Below are 19,217 nucleotides of genomic sequence, written 5' to 3' on the forward strand. Positions count from 1 at the left end.
GCCAGCCCCCTACGAACTGAGGGGAGGGCCTCCTTTTTATTTCTTTTTGGTTTTATTGGCTATTTCAATCGCACGGTCTGTTTCTGCTGCTGCTTTATCAAGTACTTCTTGAGGATCCTGACCTTGATATAAGTTTTCTAATGCCGTTACAACTTGTTGTCTTGATTCAGGGAATACGGAAATCAATGCACCTTGTGTGGCAACAGATGGCTTCGTTGCTTGAAGCTGTTCGACCGTTACTTTTAATTGTGGTAGCTCTTCCCATTGATCTTTTACGATTTGTTCTTCATATGCTGCAGGATTGATGGCGAAATATCCTGTCTTCACATGCCATTTTGCTTGTGCTTCTGGAGTTGCCAAATACTTCATAAACTCCCATGCCGCGTCTTGCTTTGCTTCATCAATTCCTTTTGACATCCATAAGGAAGCTCCACCAATGATTACCCCATTGCTCTCAACTTCATCTGCATGTGGAATGAAAGCAGCACCTACTTCAAATGGAGCCGTTTTAACGGCGTTTGTCGTTCCGGCAGAGGAATCCATATACATGGCTACTTTTCCAGTTTGGAAGGCAGCACGAATGTCATCCCAATTCGTTCCGAAATTTCCAAATGTACCAGCCTTATTCATCTCATCTAAAAACTTAAAAACACGTAATCCTTCTTCACCATTAAAAACGGCGTTTGTCGCATCATCTGAACGACCATTATCATTGTTTACATATAGACCGCCTTGTGTAGCGACAAGTTCTTCAAAGAACCAGCCATACGTTAGCATAGAAAAACCGTATTGCTCTGTATTATCACCATTCTTTTTTGTTAATTTTTCTGCCGCAGCTTTTATTTCGCTGAAGGTTTTTGGTGGGTTTTCAGGGTCTAGACCAGCTTCTTTAAAAGCATCTTTGTTATACAGCAAAATCGGTGTAGACGAGTTAAACGGCATTGAATACAATTTATCATCAACCGTATAGTAGTTTAAGATGTTTTTTTCAAGCTGTGACAGATCATAATTATCTTTGTCAATAAATGATTGCATCGGTTCAATGAAACCACTGTCAATCATATATTTTGTTCCTACTTCAAATGTTTGAATAATGGCTGGTGCATCATTCGTGCCTCCAACAGCTCGGAATTTTGTTAATGATTCTTCGTACGTACCTTGGAATTCAGCGTTCACCTTTACTTTATCTTGAGATGTATTGAAGTCATTCACAATTTCGTCGAGCGCTTCTTGGCCAGCACCAGACATTGCATGCCAAAAAACGATTTCTGTTGGTCCTGTTGATTCCGCTCCTTCATCCTTAGGCTTATTATCTTTATTTGCGCTATTTGAGCAAGCAGTGGTAAAAAGTAAGCCAATGATGAACAACCCAGCAAAAAACTTTGTAGATTTCTTCACACTTTTAAACCTCCCTCTTATTTTAATGCCCCTTGTGATAAACCTTTCTGTAACTGCTTTTGTCCTAAGAATAATAAAATTAACGTTGGGATAATTACTACCATAACTCCTGCCATGACCACCCCCCAATCTGTCGCCATTTCTTGTGTTTGTAACTGCTTTAATCCTATTTGTACGGTTCTTACAGAATCGTTGTTTGTGACCAAAAGTGGCCATAGGTACATATTCCATGTTGTTAAAAAACCATATGCCCCCAAAGTAACCAAACTAGTTCGAGAAACAGGAAGGATAACCCTTATAAAAAATTGAAATCTACTTAATCCAGCAACCTGTGCAGCTTCATGCAATTCCTTTGGAATGGTCTTGAAATGCTGACGAAGTAAGAACGTTCCAAATGCAAGGGCGAAGAAGGGGACATTTAATCCCTGATACGTGTTAATCCAGTCCAACTTTTGAATCGTTAAAAAGTTTGGAATCATCGTGGCTTCCCATGGAATCATCATGGTAGAAATGAATAGGAAAAAAACGAAATTTCTACCTTTGAATGGAATGAACACAAAGGCATAGGCTGCCATACTCGATACGATTAATTGGCCTAACATAACAGTTGTAGAGACGATAAAACTATTTAATAAATATTTCATCAATGGTAATCGGTCAAATGCCTTGGCATAGTTATCAAAGTTAATAGACTCGGGGAAGAAGCTTCCTTGTAAGATTTCCTTACTGCCCATGAAACTGATCATGAGAGCATATAAAATAGGGAAAAACACTAAGAAAGCAGCTAATACTAAAAGGACATAAAATAAAACTTTTGTGGGCTTGTTCATTGATAGTGCACCTTCTTTTCACCAAACTTAAACTGAAGAATTGTGACAATTAAAATCGTAATGAATAAAAAGACTGCTTGTGCACTAGCTGTTCCAAATTGATAGTTGATAAATGCCTCCTTATAGATGGAATAAACAATAAGATTCGTAGATTCTGAAGGACCACCTTTTGTTAAGATGTCAATTTGTCCAAACGTTTGAAAGGCATTAATCATCGTGATGGTGATGATAAAAAACAAAGTAGGAGAGAGCATAGGGATCGTAATTCTTCTTAACCGATAAAAATAACCAGCACCATCAATTTTTGAACTCTCGTACAAATGTTCATCGATGTTTTGCAATCCCCCAAGAATAATTAAGAACGAGAAACCAAGATTAAGCCAAATAGTTGAAATGGAGACGGATAGTAAGGCCCATTCGGGGTCTAATAACCATTGAATGTCCTTTAAACCAAAGATTCCTAAGAAACGATTAAACATTCCAATACTAGGATGAAAAAGAAACAACCAAACAACGGAAGAGGCTGCAACTGATATCCCCATCGTCGATGAGAAGATTGTTCTGAAAAAACCAATCCCTTTCAGTTTTTCATTGGCTAATAATGATAGAAACAATGCAAGAATAATCGTTGCTGGTACCGTGTAAAGGACAAATAATATGGTTGCTTTTGTACTTTGTTTAAAGCTATCTGACTCAAATAAATAGGTGTAGTTTTCTAGTCCAACAAAAAGGGCTGCATGACCTTGTTGATCGGTAAGAAAAAAACTTAAGTATATCGTTCGAAACATCGGATAGAAAACAAACACACTGAATAAGACAATAGATGGTAATAAGTACAAAAGAGCAGTTCGTGCATTCAGTGATCGTTTCCAAAAATTCATTTTTGGAGGTTTGTATTCTTTGCTGTTTAAAGCAGAACTCATTCGATGGTCACCTCACGATCGATCACATAATTTTCAATGTTTGAAGGTGACTTGAGTAATTCATGAGTTTCACCATCAAACAAACAAATAGAGTCATAGTGTACTGCTATCCGTATGACCTGATTTAATTGAACTTTCCATTGCCCATTCCATTTTGCCAACCATTCCTTGTCCGCCAAAGCAAAAGCAAGGATCGTTTCATTTCCTAAGACCTCTACATTTTTTACTTCTGCAAAAATATGATTTATATTTGTTACCTCCTTAACGGCAGGCTTTAAATGTTCTGGTCGAATACCGACAATGATTTGGTCAGAGTTTAATAGATGTGTATCTTTTTCTGGAACTTTTATGGTGACATTGTTTCCAAACGAAATTTCTCTCTTTTCCTTATGTACAATTCCCCTTGCTAAGTTCATTGGGGGAGATCCAATAAAGGTTGCTACAAAAGGATTTGCAGGCTGGTTATAGATTTCGATCGGCTCTCCAATTTGTTGGATCTTTCCGTTGTGTAAAATCATAATCCTGTCACCCATTGTCATGGCTTCAACTTGGTCATGTGTTACGTAAATCATCGTAATACCAAGCTTTCGCTGGATCTGTCGAATTTCAGATCTCATATGTGCACGTAATTTTGCATCTAGGTTAGACAAAGGCTCATCCATCAAACATATCGGTGCTTGATTAACAATTGCTCTTGCTAATGCTACCCTTTGTCTTTGACCTCCAGAGAGTTCTCGTGGCTTCCGCTTTAGTAGTTCTGATAGACCCAGCATTTCTGCTACTTGCGTACAGCGATTCTTACGTTCATCCTTTGAAACTTTTTTAACATGTAGACCAAACACGATATTTTCCTCGACGGAGAGATGAGGGTACAAAGCATAGTTTTGAAATACCATCGAAATATCTCTTTTACTTGGTGGCAATAGATTTGCTTCTTTATCACCTATCTTTAAAACGCCTCCTGTTATATCTTCCAATCCAGCGATCATTCGAAGCATCGTACTTTTCCCACAACCTGAAGGACCCACTAATACAAAAAACTCTCCAGGGTTTATGGTGACATTGATATTTGAAATGACTTCTGTTGTCTTATCATAGGATTTCGAAATATTGATGAGTTCGACTTTTTTCATTCGATCAATCCTTTCTTTTACAAGAAACCTAATTTGGAAATTTTAGGGTTATTTATTAATTACTTATAAAATATTCATTACATTATGTAAAAATGCGAATATAAAGAGAATTATGAATCCTCGTGGTACAATGGGGGTTAGTAATCCGTATATGAGGAGTGAGCTCATTGATAAAAAGTGGGGCATTTAAAAATTCAGTTGAAACAGAGGAAGAATTACGTACGATAATAGGTTTTCCAAGTGAGTTAGTAGAAAATAAGGGTATTACATATATTGATCATCACTGTAAAGAGTTTATTTCTAAATCACCGTTTGTCGTTTTATCTACGTCTGATAAATTTGGATTTTGTGATGTTTCACCAAGGGGAGACCAGCCAGGATCTGTTCTTGTGTTAAATGAAAAACAGTTAATCATACCAGAAAGACCAGGCAATAAAAGAATAGATTCTTTGCGTAATATCTTGTCCAATCCCAAGATAGGTCTTCTCTTTTTAATCCCAGGGCTTGGAGAGACGCTAAGAATGAATGGCAATGCAACAATAATAAACGATGAAGAATTGCTTGAGAAAATGGCTGTAAAGGATAAACGCCCTCTTTTGGGCATCGGTGTAGAGGTAGAAGAATGTTTCATTCATTGTGCAAAAGCTTTTAAACGATCAGGGCTATGGAATCCAAATACTTGGGCTGATAAAGCCACATTACCATCTGCATCCAAAATACTATTTGAACATGCTAATCTCCCTAATAGCACTGTTGAATCCATTCAAGACAGACTAGATGAAAGTTATACAAAAAGACTTTACTAGATAAAGATGTGTCATACAACAAATGATCAAGCAAGGAAATGGTTGGCATCTGGGCCTTCTTCAAATATTAAAGGAACAACAATCCATGGGGATGCTGGGTATACTTCTCGGTAAAATATTGAGCTAGGTCGAAGCAGTCGTGAATTAAAGAACAAAAGAAAAAAGGGCCTGCCCCCATTGTACAAAAGCGTTCCTGTACTTGGGAGCAGGTCCTTTCAATTACAAAATGATATGGACAAAGACAATAAATAGAGTGAGAGCGATCAAGGTCATATGGGTATTTCGCAGACTTTTCCCTTTTTTATTCTTCGATAATATCAATCCGAATAGGCTTGCAACTAACATTAATAGAACGGCTACCAATCCAATAATACCATCACCCTCCAATTCACCTTCACTTACATACATGGTAATCCCATGAATGATACTTAAAGCCAGGGCAAGGATTCCGATTGAGATATGGTATTTTCCAAAAAACTTGGAAGTAGAAATAAACGTCTTTTTCGATTTTGGATAATTACTGATTAGCCATTTCATGGATCGTCTAATCGGAAAAATGAATCCAGCAGCACCTAGTGTAATGACCGTACCCCAGCCAACTGCTTTACTTACATCTTCATATTTTCCTTCCTCGTCATCATGATGTTCATATCTTTCGTCAAAATCATGGTCTGCCGAAACAGGGTGATTTCCTATAATTAAGAAACTAAGTGTAAAAACAATAAAAAATGGGAGTAGTAACATTTTAATGTATTTCATAAAAATCTCCTTCTTAAATTAAGATTTATCGTTACTAGACTAAACTCGAAAAATGAAAAATAACTGAAAAACTGTTTGAGTGTTTTTTTGTTAAGGTTGTTTTCGCAATCTTTCTTGTTATTGACACAGATGTTTTCCGCTGCATTTTGAAAGTTCTCCCTTGAATTTGCACCGCACGAAGAAAATGCGAATGCATTTTCGAGGAGTCGCCACCTTCCACTTCAACCAATATTATGGTTATCCAATAGCAACAATCTTTTAAAAAAGAGCCATTGTTAAAAAATGAATCTGTCTTTCATTATTTTTTCAGAAAAGCTGATTAATATGTTTTTACAAGGAGGCGAAAAGTATGAAAACAAGAAAATTTACATGGATCTTATCGGTGGTCTTGCTCTTGTTCATTTTTCAATCTGTCAATATAGTAAAGGCCGATGATGACGATTATGAACGAGACGAGCATGAAAGGTATGAAAGATATGAAGAGGAAGATGATGAACATGGAGAATGGGAGGAAGAGGAGGATTATGATAATCGAAACTACTTCCACGAAAATCAGATTCAACCATCTTATTGGAATATTTGGACGAGAGACACCGTCACTTCAATAGCTGATAATCTTCCTTTTCAAGAGCCAAAAGAAGTCACAGTTGAACTGAATGGAAAAAGTGAACGTTTTTATATCGTACCTATGGACGGTCAATTGCTCATTTCTGGTGAGAAAATGGCTAAGTTTTTTGGTGCGGAGTACACATTCTATCAAGAAAGTAGAATCTTCGAAGCTTCAACTAATCAGGTGGAGCTGATTATTCGTGCAGGTTCCAATGTAGTCTATGAGAATATGGTGAAAACACCAATGCCGACAAGGGCTCAGTATTTCGAGAAGTCTGTCTATCTGCCCATTTCAGTGATGGCAACTGCTTTCGGATACCGAGTGAACTGGGATGAGGCTAATGGTAAGATTACGATGAATAAAATGATGTAAGAGGTGATGATGGATGAAAGCGAACAATAAAGCAAAATGGATTGTTGGTATCACAGGGGCGGCATTTTCTGCTTTAGTAATTGGACAAATAAATGATCCCAATGTTGATACAAAGAATTCAACTGCAATGGCAGTGGAAATAAATGATTCAATGAGTGAACGGGAAAAAGAGTTAATCCAGCTTGACTGGAGTGAATTTTCCATTCAAGTAAATGACAATCAAGGGGCGGTTGAACGTGAACGTACCACCAGAAGATCTTGATGAGATTGATTCTTTACAGGTAAATGTGATGAATACTTCCTTTTATATTGCAATTTCGAATGAGTACAACACAAATTGGAAAGAGACCATTCTTTCTTTTCTTCAATACATGGAACGGGAATTTTCAAGATTTCTTCGCAACAATGAGCTAAGCTCCTTGAATGAAGTCAAAAGGGACTCAATCATTGTTGTTTCGCCAATTCTTTTTGACCTTTTAAAAAAGGCAGAAGAATATCGGTTGAAAACAGAGGGACGTTTTTCGCCCTATCTGCTGACACAGCTAGAGGTTCATGGATATAAGCAATCATTTCCTTTTGAGGTTGCACCACACCATGAGATGATTCCGAGATATAAAAATGAAGACCAGTCGCTTATTTTTATGGAAGGTTGTCAGGTCATGAAAAAGACGGATCAAAAAGTAGACCTTGGTGGAATTGCGAAAGGCTATGCCGTGGAAGCTGTCTCAAAATGGTTGCAGAATCACACACGTAGCACGTATGGAATTGTGGACGGTGGCGGTGATATGGCGATGTGGTCAAAAGGCGATAAAGCATGGACGATTGGGATTATGGACCCTTTTGACGAAGGAAAGGAAATCGGGTCTTTCTCAATTCGTAATGGAGGCGTTGCTACTTCCAATACCATCTATAGAAGCTGGCTGCAGGGGGAAACCAAGAAACACCATATTTTGGACGGAAGAACCGGAATGCCCGCAGTATCAGAAATCGTCCAGGCAACGGTTGTAACGGAACATTGTCTAGATGCCGAAATCAGTGCAAAACTATTTTTTATGGACGATGTTGCATCTGTAAAATCAGTGCTCTCTAAAATCAATCGGAAATTTAGTTATGTTCTTGTTAAAGCTAATGGAAAAATAGAGATTGGGGGAAGTAGAGAAAATGAACATTGATTGGCTAAACACTTGGAGTTTAATCCGTATATCCGGTTTCTTAGCATACTTTCTTTTTACACTCTCGATTGCAGCCGGTTTGATGAACCGTCTATCTCTTTTCAAAAAGCAAAAGCCACTAATGCTTGAATTGCATAAATTAAGTGGATGGATAGGAATGCTGACGGTTGTATTTCATGCCACATTACTTTTGGTAGATTCATATATGCCATACACTATCTTTGAAATATTGATTCCGTTTTCAGCGGATAATGACCCAGTCTTTTCAGGAATTGGATCAATATCCTTTTATTTATTTTTGGTGACCTTAGGGACTTCAGATTTTTTCATCAAAGCGTTAGGACGTTCTTTGTGGAAAAAAATTCACTTTCTTGTCATACCTGCATGGTTTCTAATGGTCCTTCATGGCATCATCATGGGGACAGATTCTACCCAACCTTGGGCGGCCTTTATATATGGGTGCGGGACCATACTGGTTATAATGTTACTGGTCTTTCGTTATGTGGAAAGTCTCCTTGAGTCAACTGGTAACAACAAAAGAAAGGTACTGAAAAAAACGCCGTAATACATAACGGCGTTTATTTTACTTGAAAGCTTATGACAAATTCAGTTCCTTTATCGATTTCACTTTTAACTTCAATTTTTCCTCTGTGAGCATCTACGATGGCTTTTGCAATCGCAAGTCCAAGACCTGAACCATCTCTTTTTCTTGATGAATCCCCTCGATAAAAACGGTCGAAAATGTGATTTAAATCAGACTGAGGTATACCAGGTCCAGTATCTCTAATACGTATCACAATTTCAGTTCCATCTGATACTAATGAACACGTAATCATGCCTTCTGTTGTATATCGAATAGCATTGTCTAAAAGGATATAGATTAATTGCTCTATCCTAACCTTGTCTGCCTTCATAGATATACCATTTTGAATATGCTCTTCAAGCGAAAGATGGGGTGGGACAATCCTTCTAAATCTTTTTGATAAAGAGTGAAGTAGATGGGATAGATCTAACTCTTCTAAATCTAATTCAAAATTCTTCTGATCATTTCGCGCCAAAAACAATAAATCATTAAGCAGTTTTTTCATCATTTCAGATTCATTTTTGACATCCTCTAAAATCTCTCTGCCAAATGGACTTAAATGTTCCCGTTCCTCCCTGGCAAGAACATCTATTGAGCTATAAAAGATACTCAGCGGAGTCCTTAGTTCGTGCGAAGCATCTGAGACAAATTTTCGTTGTGTTTGAAAAGCTGTTTGTATAGGCTTCATTGCTTGCCCTGCAAAAAAATTACCCGCCCAAGCAAAAAGGATACTGAACAATAGGGTTAGCAACAGAAGTATCCAAATAATACGTTGAATTAAGTGCTTTTCATCTGTAATATCCATCCCGATGATTACACTTCCGAGATTTTTTTCTTGAACCTGGAGAGGGAAACGGATTAAAAGCACATGTGTCTCCTTCACTTCCATTTCTTTCGTAAACCTCAAAGGTAATGAATCGAGATCTTTTCTGGTGAGATATTGAACTAATCCTTCTACAGTCTCTTCTCCCTCTACAAGATTAGTACTATTATCAAATATATAGTAAAAGATATTCTTTCCTGGTTGATATTCTAAACGTTCTTGCTCATGTTCATGGTCTTTATTTTTCTCATAACTGTGTTCATAAATCTCTTCTACAAAATCGTGTTTTTCCTTTTCAAAAAATCGATTTAATTGTTCGACTTCCTCATTTTTTATTGCTCCAGAAATAAAAAGATATAATACCACGATAAAAATAATTAAAATTATCAGGAGTGAACCTGTATAAATGAGGTTGAGCTTTGATTTTACGGGATTAAATTCCATGATTACTCCTCAATTTATAGCCAACGCCTCTTACATTTTTGATGATAGAAGGCTTCCCAGGTAGGTCCACTTTTTTTCGAACCAACTTAACCAATGCGTCCAAAGCGTTTTCTGTTATATCCACGTCAAATCCCCAAATTCTTTCAATCAAGATTTCCCTTGTTAGAAGTTGATGTTTGTTTCGAAGCAATAATTCTAACAGCAAAAATTCTTTTTTTGAAAGCTCAATCACCTGTCCATTACGTTGCACAACATGTGTATTAAGATTCAACTGCAGATCATCTACGGATAGTATCTCTTCAAAAGGCTTCTCTGTCCGACGTGATAGTGCCCGAAGCCTTGCTGCAAGTTCCTCAAATTTAAACGGTTTAATCATCTGCTCCGGAGTCCAATCCTGTGACGACATCCTCAAATGAATCCTTGGCAGTCAGAAATAAAATGCCACCTTTATATCCTTTTTTTCTAAGTTTTTCACAGGCTTCAATTCCATTTAATTTTGGCATCATCCAATCCAGTATAATCACATCATAATCAGTCAACATGGCATATTCATAAGCACTCTGGCCGTCTTTAACCCAATCAACCCTGTGAAATTCCTTCTGCAGTAAATGAAAAATCAATTTTCCTAGACTTTCATCATCCTCTGCAAATAAGATATTCATTTCTACACCTTCTTTTATAACGTCTTGTAACTCTAATCATATCAACTGAAACTGAAAAAAGATTGAAAAATTTAGGACACTTAGTAGACGTATTCATATACTTTCATTTAAAAGGGGAAACCTATGATATGTGTTAATAATCTCTTAAAAGGGGACAAAAAAACAAAATGGACTTTATAACGACATACCTTGATCAACATGGTTATTTGGTATTATTTTTTGCATTATTATTAGAGCTTTTGGCACTGCCTATACCTGGTGAAGTGGTAATGGGTTATGCAGGATACTTAGTCTATCAAGGACGTCTTAATTGGTTCTTAAGTATTTTAGTTGCAGGACTTGGAAGTTCGATTGGGATGACAATTTCATATTGGATTGGTTTTAAATTAGGTTCACCTTTTTTTGAAAAACATGGTCACCGAATCCATCTAGGTCCAGAAAGATTACAAAAAGTATCGCAGTGGTTTACAACCTATGGAAATAAAGTGATTATGATTGCCTATTATATTCCTGGGGTTCGTCACATTACGGGTTATTTTTCAGGAATCACACAAATACCATTTCGAAGCTATGCACTTTTTGCATATGGTGGTGCATTTATTTGGGTTAGTGTTTTTATTTCGTTAGGAAAAATACTAGGGCCACAGTGGGAGCAGTTTCATGGAGCTGTTAAGAAATATCTCGTGATAGCAGGGATAATTGCTGCAATAGTGATAGGTATTATTTACGTGATAAAAAAATACAAAGCTCAAATCAAAGAAGGTACGATGGTGTGGATCAATAAAGGAATCCATTTGTTTCACACACAAAGACGTACTGGAGTATTTATAGTAGGAATTCTGATGATTACTTTAGGATTTGTTTTATTGATGATTGGTATGATACAAGACTTTCTAGCAAATGAGTTTGTTGATTTCAATGAAATCGTTGTTTTATTAGTACCTCTCATTTTTGATGAAAATTGGGAGCCATTTATGGTAATCCTTTTCAATGTAGGTATGCAGAAAGTGCTCATTGCCATAACAATCGTGACATTCCTTTTTATCCTGTGGAAAGGAAGAAATAAATGGCTTGAAAGTTTATTTCTATTGATCACTATTGTGGGTGGTGAGTTGTATGAAGAGATTTTAAGACGTTTTTTTCATCAAATCAGCCCAAATCATGTTAAACAAACAGAACCCATTTCTTATTCCTTTCCTAGTGAACAGTCCTTAATGGCGTTTGTTATTTATGGGTTCTTTATATATATTCTCGTACGTCACATACATAGTGTTCGGGTTCAAACAGGAGTAGCCATTGGTGCTGTTATCCTTTTTCTTCTTATGGCGATTAGTAGAGTTTATTTTGAGATTCAACTACCGAGTGATATTGTTGCGGGCTACGTTTTTGGAGGACTATGGCTAAGTATGAGTATTTTATTATTGGAAAGTTTTCGTTTAATGCGTGTTGTTGCAAAAAGGTAAAAAGTCGTGTTTGGGTCTTTTGAAAAGTAGGAAAAAGTGCTAGCGTTATTGCATAAAATCTGCATATTTTATTGATAATTTAATATGGATTTAAACAAGTTTGGGAGGTTGTTAATAGTGAAAAATAAAAAAATATGGTTAAGCCTAGCTACCTTATTGTTGGTATTTATTTTGGCAGCATGTGGTGGTAATGATGAAACATCTAATGAAAATGCAGATACTGATTCAGGCGCTCAGGAGAATATAGATATGAATGAAGAAGAATCTGATACGAAGGAGGGGATGGATCACTCAGGCATGCAACACTCAGGTTCGGGCGAGGTTCCAGAAGGCTTAGCTGAGGCAGAAAATCCAACCTATCCAGTTGGTAGTAAAGTGATTATGCATGCTGATCATATGCCTGGTATGAATGGAGCTGAAGCAACCGTTTCTGGAGCTTTTAATACAACAGTCTATTCCGTTACATATACTCCAACAACTGGTGGAGAACCTGTGAAAAACCACAAATGGGTGATTCATGAAGAAATTGAAAATGCCGGTTCCCAACCGTATAAACCGGGTGATGAAGTTGTATTAACGGCTGATCATATGGAAGGGATGAAGGGGGCCACTGCAACGATCGATACAGCTAAACAAACGACAGTTTATATGGTGGATTTCACGGATACAAAAACAGGAGAAAAGATCACAAATCATAAGTGGGTAACCGAAGACGAACTTTCACCGGTTGAATAAACCTGACTTGTTATATAAAGAGGAGTTAAACATGCGAGGTGCTCAACTCTCAAAAACTTGATTAGGATGCTCCTTTCTTTTTACAACAAGAAACTACATTCCTAATTGTTAGTATGATTAAACAATTGGGATGTAGATCAAATTGAATAAATAATTCGTTTTATAATAGAAAAATTATACCTAGTCTTTCATGATGATGGTTGGAATAACTCTTATATAAAATAATTCTCCTACTAATTCGACAATTGTCTGGGTAACGACTACAGCCGCAGCTAAAGTCCCCCAAGAATTGGGTAACGCTAATGCTAAAGGGAGTACGACAAGGGAGTTCCTTGTTCCGGTACTAAAGATTAATGCTCTTCCTGCACCGGAATCTAATTTGAACGCAAATGCGATGAAGCGCGACACAAGTGGTGTAATGATTAAAAACAAAATATAGATCGGAATCACACGCACAATCAACGCAAAATCACTGTATACCTTACCAATTTGAGAAGCCACTACCACAATTAATACTAAAGCCATAAATGGAACTGGGAGCCATGCTGTCATATCTAATACCGTCTCACCTAGTGCTTTCTGTTTAGCCCACAATTGAGTGATGATGGCTACTAGTAAAGGCACAACTATTAGTAATAAAAAAGCTTCTAGGAAAGGCGCAATATGAACAACTCCAACCATTTCTTCACCAATAAATAGCCATAGATACAATGGGAGTAGTATCATTTGAACTACAAATAAAATAGGCGTGGAAGCTAGCATTAATTTCTCATTTCCCTTTCCAAGTTGAGTAAAGACTATTACGTAGTCAATACATGGCGTAAGTAAAACCAAACAAACCCCTAATAAAACGGGTGGTGATTGTGGAAATATCTTAGTTAATATCCATACAATGATGGGAACAGCTATAAAATTTCCAACTAACAATGCCAACATAAATCTGAAATTTGAAATGGCCTCACGTAGTTTTAAGAATGGAATTTGTGTAAACATGCCATACATAAGAATGGCGATGAGTGGCGAAATAGCCCAACCTAAGCTTTTTCCTAAATCCTCGTTTGTGATACCTAAAACTCCTCCAAGCAGAAGAGATATCCCATATATCCAAATTTGTTTATTCTCGACCTTTTCTCTAGTTATATTCATGTTTAAAATCATCCTTTATTAAAAACAACTTATATGGTGAATTTGCCGTTATCTATCAATATCATATATTACTTAGAAAAATGTTAAAAGCCGTGTGATCTTGTAGGAGCTATGAAAATAACCACTCGATGTATTTTTAAATGAAGAAAGTATCATTCTAATTGAGGATCGAACAGTAGACTCTCATGTTCAAAATAACGTGAAAAATTTAGAAAAACGGGGTTTCCGATTGAAAACCAATTAAAAACAGTTTGGGTATAAATAGGAATAGAATATGGATTGTTTTAATTAAATATTATTGAAAAAAATTCCAACTATTTACTTTACATACCTAACATGGGTATGGTAAGATAAAATCAAGTTAGGAGGTTGTGCTATGGAAAACAAAGCTGAAGAAGTAGCATGTCACACAGAGTGTGAAACGTCCGGTCGTAAAAGCCATCATCCTGAGCGAGTTAAGAAGGATTTAACAAATCGCTTAAATCGTATTGAAGGTCAAATTCGAGGCATTAAGGGAATGATCGATAAGGATGTTTACTGTGATGACGTGATTACGCAGATTTCTGCAACACAATCCGCATTAAATAGCGTTGCTAAAATTCTTTTAGAAGGTCATTTAAAAGGATGTGTCGTAGACCGTCTTTCGGAGGGTGACAACGAGGTTTTAGATGAATTAGTTGTTACAATCCAAAAACTAATGAAAAAGTAAAATTTTTTTAAGTCGTATATACCCCAGTGGAGTATGTAACAATGCATTAAAAGGAGAGAAAAAATATGCAAAAAGTAACATTAAACGTAACAGGAATGTCATGTGGCCATTGTGTAAAGGCTGTAGAAGGTAGCGTTGGTAAATTAGAAGGTGTTGATCAAGTAAACGTAAAATTAGATGAAGCTTTAGTTGAAGTATCATTTAATGAATCACAAGTTTCTCTTGATACAATTAAAGAAACCATTGAAGACCAAGGATATGACGTAGAGTAAGAGTGCTTCCATAGCACTCTCTCATTTTCACAAAAATATACCCCTATAAGGTATAAGGGAGGTAGGACAAATCATGAGTACCGAAGCATCAGAAGCGAGTAAGTTGAAAGAAGCAAGCATTCAAATATCCGGTATGACTTGTGCTGCGTGTGCGACACGTATTGAAAAAGGGCTAAATAAAATGGAAGGTGTCGAGCAGGCGGCTGTTAACTTAGCACTTGAAAAGTCTTCCATTAAATATGACCCTTCAAAATTGAGTGAAGCCGATTTTGAAAAGAAAATTGAAGCATTAGGTTACGGTGTTGTGAAACAAAAAGCAGAGTTTGATATTACCGGTATGACTTGTGCAGCATGTGCAACGCGCATTGAAAAAGGGTTAAATCGGATGGATGGTGTTGCAACAGCAAATGTCAACTTAGCGCTCGAAAAAGCAACGATTGAATTTAATCCTTCTGAAGTAGCGATTGCAGACATCATTGCGAAGGTAGAAAAACTGGGTTATGGGGCACACCAAAAGCAAGAGGATAAAGAGCAGGTAGATTACCGGGAAAAACATATTAAAGATCAACAGCGAAAATTCATCTTTTCAGCCATTTTATCGTTACCACTTTTATGGACGATGGTCGGGCACTTTTCATTTACATCGTTTTTATATGTCCCAGACTTCTTAATGAATCCTTGGATTCAACTGATTTTGGCGACACCGGTACAATTTATTATCGGGAAACAGTTTTATGTAGGGGCTTATAAAGCGCTTCGCAATGGAAGTGCAAACATGGATGTTCTCGTCGCCATGGGTACATCAGCAGCTTACTTTTATAGCGTATATCAAGCAATTGTTACAGCCGGAACACACCACATGCCACACCTATACTTTGAAACAAGTGCAGTGCTTATCACGCTCATTCTATTAGGAAAATTATTTGAAGCAAGAGCAAAAGGGCGTTCATCTGAAGCGATTAAAAAATTGATGGGGCTTCAGGCAAAAACAGCCATCGTCGTTCGTGATGGAGTTGAAAAAGAAGTTCCGTTAGAGGAAGTTGTTATAGGCGATACTATTTTAGTGAAGCCAGGTGAAAAAATTCCGGTTGATGGTGAAGTTGTCGAAGGAACAACAGCTGTTGATGAATCCATGTTAACGGGCGAAAGTTTACCAGTTGATAAAACGTCAGGTGACGTCTTATATGGCTCAACGATTAACAAAAATGGTTTCATTAAAATGAAAGCAACAAAAGTGGGGCGCGACACAGCATTGGCTCAAATCATTAAAGTAGTTGAGGATGCACAAGGTTCAAAAGCACCGATCCAGCGTTTGGCGGACCAAATTTCGGGTATTTTTGTTCCGATTGTAGTAGGAATTGCCATCCTTACATTCTTAGTGTGGATCATTTGGGTAAGCCCGGGAGAATTTACACCAGCACTTGAGGTGTTAATTGCCATCCTTGTGATTGCATGTCCATGTGCCCTTGGGTTAGCAACACCGACCTCCATTATGGCCGGAAGCGGTCGTGCAGCAGAATTTGGGATTTTATTTAAAGGTGGCGAGCATTTAGAACAAACCCAAGGTATTAATACAGTTGTAGTCGACAAAACTGGTACGGTAACGCATGGTAAGCCTGTTTTAACAGATGTTTTAGTAGCAGATGGTCAAGATGAAGAGAAATTTTTATCACTGATCGGGGCAGCAGAAAAGCAATCTGAGCATCCACTCGCACAAGCGATTGTTGAAGGTATCCAAGAAAAAGGTATCGAACATGGAAATGTTCAGTTCTTTGAAGCAATACCGGGTCATGGTGTTATTGCAACGGTTTCAGGTCAAGGTATCGTTATTGGTACACGGAAACTTATGCAACAATATGGAATTGACATACAAACGATTTTACCAGAGATGGAGAAATTGGAGACGAACGGTAAGACAGCGATGCTTGCTGGAATTAATGGACAGTACGCAGGGTTAGTTGCCGTAGCGGATACCATTAAAGAAACATCTAAAGAAGCGATCCGTCGCTTACATGACATGGGCATTGAAGTCATTATGATGACGGGTGATAACGAACGAACAGCACAATCCATTGGAAAAGAGGTTGGCGTTGATTCAGTTATTGCTGAAGTACTTCCTGAAGGTAAAGCAGAGGAAGTGAAAAAATTACAGCAGCAGGGCAAAAAAGTGGCGATGGTCGGTGACGGCATTAATGACGCACCAGCACTTGCTACAGCTGATATTGGGATGGCCATTGGAACAGGTACTGACGTTGCAATGGAAGCTGCCGACATTACACTCATTCGTGGTGACCTTAATAGCATTGCCGATGCGATCTTAATGAGCCGTAAAACAATGCGAAATATTAAGCAAAACTTATTCTGGGCATTCGCGTACAACACAATTGGGATTCCAATTGCTGCAGCAGGATTCCTTGCACCATGGGTAGCAGGTGCCGCGATGGCGTTTAGTTCCGTGTCGGTTGTCTTAAACGCATTACGTTTACAACGAGTAAAATTAAATAAATAAAGGGACAAGGGGACAGGTACCTTGTCCCACTTCAAATCCGGGACAGTGAACCTGTCCCTTGAGTCCCGAGGGGTGTAAAATGGTTGTGGAGCAAACAGAAATGAAGGTTAAATTAGCTATAAATGGTGGGATTTCATTCGGTGCTAAATTAAATGCCAAACAACTGGTTACCATTGCTGAGTACATGAATGATGGTGATGAATTGGAGTTAACGACTTTCCAACAACTATACATTGAAGTACTAGAAAGTGAAGTTGAAATGGTTAAAGAAAAATTTGCGGAAGTCGGATTAGCTTGTTATCCAGTAGGGAATTTTGTAAAAAGCTTAAGAACTTGTAATTTTTGTAAAGGTGCGGAAGAAGAAGGGATGCCTGTTGCGATAGAGCTCAATAAGCGAATAGCGGGTAAACAAGTTCCGTTTACACTTCGCCCAGCTTACACCGGATGTCCGGTTGGATGTGGGGAACCGTTAGTAAATGATATTGGCATCATGAAGGTGAAAGACGGATATGATTTATATATTGGTGGAAAAGCGAAAGGAAAAGATGCTCGAACAGGTACTTTATTGAGGGAGCATCTAACACCAGAACAACTTTATGAGGTTGTTGAACAATTAATTACGATCTATGCTGAACAAGGTAAGAAAAGGGAACAATTTGCTAAGTTTGTCACTCGGTTTGGATTAGAAGACATAAAAGAGTTAGTTTTATAAATTTTCTCAATGGTTAAGCTCAAGGGGTTAAAGATAAAACTTATTAGATTAATAGTTATGTTATTAAGGGGATAAGAAAATGAAAAAGCGAAAGGTTGGAATCTTACTGTTTGACTATGTAGATATCTTAGATTTTGCAGGCCCTGCTGAGGTTTTATCTTTAACCGCTAAAACCCAACCTGAGCAAGCATTAACCCTTTACAAAAAACATTTACTACCAACAAGACCATTCGAAGTTTATACTCTTTCGGAAACAGGAATGGAAATTACAACCCATTCAGGTATAAAAGTAAAACCAGACTTTAGCATTGATACTAGTCCCGAATTAGATATTCTAATCATTCCAGGTGGCCCCTTAAGAGCAGTACAGAGTATAGCTAAAAACCTAAAAATTATAGATTGGATTATTTCACATAAAAACGTTGAGTATTTATGTTCAGTTTGCACCGGGGCATACATATTAGGTGAAACTGGCTTATTGGACGGAAAGAAGGCAACTACCCATCATTTAGCATTGGAATTGCTTCGAGAAAAATATCCTAAAATTGATGTTTTATCCGATAGAAAAGTAGTGCAGGATGGTAATGTTATATCATCAAGTGGTGTTTCTTCAGGAATTAATATGGCACTATATCTTGTTGAGAAAATCCTGGGGAAATCAACTGCTGAAAGAACTGCCAAAACGATTGAATTTATCATGTGATTTAATCACTGAAACAAGGGTCGGCTTGTGTATGTAAGAGGGTTCTGTTATGAGGTGCTTTTCTTAAAATAAGTGCCGAAATGACAGTAGAATCGGCATCATAATTGTCCATTAAACTTGTCCTAGCAATTGGTGAGTGGTCTTGCCATTAATGAGGAACTGCTGAAAATAAATAAGCGGAGGTTTTCCGTTTAAATTCAAAATGGGGTTCGGATTGGCCAAAATAAGAGGAGGATTTGTGGTTATTCAAAGAAAAACCCTTCTTTTTTCTATTTTTAGAATCAATAAGCGGAATCTCTCCGTCTATTTAGGGTATTTTCAGTGCTTTTTACGGATTAGGCGGAATTTTTCCGTCTATTCAACGTCCCGGCCTGGGTGCTTAGCCTGTTCCCGCAACCGATAAGGTAGGTCCTCGAAACGCCATTGCAATTGACAGAAGTTTTGGCTCGCTTT

At 37.6% G+C, this 19,217-nt stretch carries 19 protein-coding genes and 1 pseudogene; 12 read left to right on the plus strand and 8 right to left on the minus strand.

Annotated elements, in window-relative coordinates:
* Positions 1–36: 36 nt before the first annotated feature.
* Genes DZB84_RS12700 through DZB84_RS12715 form a run of 4 tightly spaced genes read right to left on the minus strand, consistent with a single transcriptional unit; the run spans position 37 to position 4,284 of the window.
* A complete protein-coding gene (locus DZB84_RS12700; RefSeq protein ID WP_411266264.1) occupies positions 37–1,398 on the minus strand; it encodes an ABC transporter substrate-binding protein in 1,362 nt (453 codons plus the stop codon).
* A gap of 17 nt (positions 1,399–1,415) precedes the next feature.
* Positions 1,416–2,228 (minus strand): carbohydrate ABC transporter permease, encoded by an 813-nt coding sequence (locus tag DZB84_RS12705; RefSeq protein WP_116352641.1) that lies wholly within the window; start codon positions 2,226–2,228, stop codon positions 1,416–1,418.
* Entirely contained in the window at positions 2,225–3,151 is a 927-nt protein-coding gene (locus DZB84_RS12710; RefSeq protein ID WP_116352642.1) for a carbohydrate ABC transporter permease, read from the minus strand. The genes DZB84_RS12705 and DZB84_RS12710 overlap by 4 nt, the downstream gene beginning before the upstream one ends.
* The gene (locus tag DZB84_RS12715; protein WP_116352643.1) at positions 3,148–4,284 is read right to left on the minus strand and encodes an ABC transporter ATP-binding protein; all 1,137 of its coding nucleotides are present in this window, start codon (positions 4,282–4,284) and stop codon (positions 3,148–3,150) included. The genes DZB84_RS12710 and DZB84_RS12715 overlap by 4 nt, the downstream gene beginning before the upstream one ends.
* A gap of 167 nt (positions 4,285–4,451) precedes the next feature.
* On the opposite strand from DZB84_RS12715, the gene DZB84_RS12720 reads away from it, so the two are divergent.
* Positions 4,452–5,090 carry a pyridoxamine 5'-phosphate oxidase family protein gene (locus DZB84_RS12720; RefSeq protein WP_116352644.1) on the plus strand — a complete coding sequence of 213 codons (639 nt, stop codon included), beginning with the start codon at positions 4,452–4,454 and terminating at the stop codon, positions 5,088–5,090.
* Between the two features lie 219 nt (positions 5,091–5,309).
* Here the strand turns inward: DZB84_RS12720 and DZB84_RS12730 are convergent, their stop codons facing one another.
* Complete coding sequence (locus DZB84_RS12730; protein ID WP_116352645.1) at positions 5,310–5,849, minus strand: hypothetical protein; 540 nt, start codon at positions 5,847–5,849, stop codon at positions 5,310–5,312.
* Positions 5,850–6,198: 349 nt separating this feature from the next.
* Here DZB84_RS12730 and DZB84_RS12735 point away from each other — a divergent pair, with 349 nt between their 5' ends.
* Genes DZB84_RS12735 through DZB84_RS12750 form a run of 4 tightly spaced genes read left to right on the plus strand, consistent with a single transcriptional unit; the run spans position 6,199 to position 8,568 of the window.
* Positions 6,199–6,831 (plus strand): stalk domain-containing protein, encoded by a 633-nt coding sequence (locus DZB84_RS12735; RefSeq protein WP_116352646.1) that lies wholly within the window; start codon positions 6,199–6,201, stop codon positions 6,829–6,831.
* A 13-nt stretch (positions 6,832–6,844) separates the two neighbouring features.
* Positions 6,845–7,093 (plus strand): hypothetical protein, encoded by a 249-nt coding sequence (locus tag DZB84_RS12740; RefSeq protein WP_116352647.1) that lies wholly within the window; start codon positions 6,845–6,847, stop codon positions 7,091–7,093.
* Positions 7,068–8,003 carry an FAD:protein FMN transferase gene (locus DZB84_RS12745; protein WP_223254443.1) on the plus strand — a complete coding sequence of 312 codons (936 nt, stop codon included), beginning with the start codon at positions 7,068–7,070 and terminating at the stop codon, positions 8,001–8,003. Before DZB84_RS12740 ends, DZB84_RS12745 begins: the two co-directional genes overlap by 26 nt.
* On the plus strand, positions 7,993–8,568 hold the full coding sequence (locus DZB84_RS12750) for a ferric reductase-like transmembrane domain-containing protein (protein ID WP_116352648.1): 576 nt from the start codon (positions 7,993–7,995) through the stop codon (positions 8,566–8,568). Before DZB84_RS12745 ends, DZB84_RS12750 begins: the two co-directional genes overlap by 11 nt.
* 13 nt (positions 8,569–8,581) lie before the next feature.
* Here DZB84_RS12750 and DZB84_RS12755 read toward each other — a convergent pair whose 3' ends face one another.
* Both DZB84_RS12755 and DZB84_RS12760 read right to left on the minus strand, forming a co-directional pair.
* Positions 8,582–9,853 carry a sensor histidine kinase gene (locus DZB84_RS12755; RefSeq protein ID WP_116352649.1) on the minus strand — a complete coding sequence of 424 codons (1,272 nt, stop codon included), beginning with the start codon at positions 9,851–9,853 and terminating at the stop codon, positions 8,582–8,584.
* Positions 9,843–10,515 (minus strand): annotated as a pseudogene (locus tag DZB84_RS12760) (response regulator transcription factor). Before DZB84_RS12760 ends, DZB84_RS12755 begins: the two are co-directional and overlap by 11 nt.
* Positions 10,516–10,682: 167 nt before the next feature.
* Between DZB84_RS12760 and DZB84_RS12765 the strand changes: the two are divergent.
* Positions 10,683–11,978, plus strand: a complete 1,296-nt coding sequence (locus DZB84_RS12765; RefSeq protein ID WP_116352650.1) for a bifunctional DedA family/phosphatase PAP2 family protein — start codon at positions 10,683–10,685, stop codon at positions 11,976–11,978.
* 117 nt (positions 11,979–12,095) lie between these two features.
* Entirely contained in the window at positions 12,096–12,713 is a 618-nt protein-coding gene (locus DZB84_RS12770; protein WP_116352651.1) for a YdhK family protein, read from the plus strand.
* A 180-nt stretch (positions 12,714–12,893) separates the two neighbouring features.
* Here DZB84_RS12770 and DZB84_RS12775 read toward each other — a convergent pair whose 3' ends face one another.
* The gene (locus DZB84_RS12775) at positions 12,894–13,859 is read right to left on the minus strand and encodes an arsenic resistance protein (protein ID WP_116352652.1); all 966 of its coding nucleotides are present in this window, start codon (positions 13,857–13,859) and stop codon (positions 12,894–12,896) included.
* Between the two features lie 376 nt (positions 13,860–14,235).
* Between DZB84_RS12775 and DZB84_RS12780 the strand changes: the two genes are divergently transcribed.
* The 5 genes from DZB84_RS12780 (at position 14,236) to DZB84_RS12800 (ending at position 18,764) form a co-directional block, all read left to right on the plus strand.
* Positions 14,236–14,568, plus strand: a complete 333-nt coding sequence (locus tag DZB84_RS12780; protein WP_116352653.1) for a metal-sensitive transcriptional regulator — start codon at positions 14,236–14,238, stop codon at positions 14,566–14,568.
* 65 nt (positions 14,569–14,633) lie between these two features.
* Positions 14,634–14,840: a copper chaperone CopZ gene (gene copZ / locus DZB84_RS12785; protein ID WP_116352654.1), complete on the plus strand. Its 207-nt coding sequence runs from the start codon at positions 14,634–14,636 to the stop codon at positions 14,838–14,840.
* Positions 14,841–14,913: 73 nt separating this feature from the next.
* Positions 14,914–17,349, plus strand: a complete 2,436-nt coding sequence (locus DZB84_RS12790) for a heavy metal translocating P-type ATPase (protein ID WP_116352655.1) — start codon at positions 14,914–14,916, stop codon at positions 17,347–17,349.
* 79 nt (positions 17,350–17,428) lie between these two features.
* Positions 17,429–18,061 (plus strand): NAD(P)/FAD-dependent oxidoreductase, encoded by a 633-nt coding sequence (locus DZB84_RS12795; RefSeq protein WP_189655238.1) that lies wholly within the window; start codon positions 17,429–17,431, stop codon positions 18,059–18,061.
* 79 nt (positions 18,062–18,140) lie between these two features.
* Positions 18,141–18,764, plus strand: coding sequence for a DJ-1/PfpI family protein (locus DZB84_RS12800; RefSeq protein WP_116352656.1), 624 nt, complete (start codon positions 18,141–18,143; stop codon positions 18,762–18,764).
* Positions 18,765–19,217: the final 453 nt, after the last annotated feature.

It is taken from the genome of Bacillus sp. HNG (assembly GCF_003400205.1).
Lineage (GTDB): Bacteria > Bacillota > Bacilli > Bacillales > Bacillaceae_L > Ferdinandcohnia.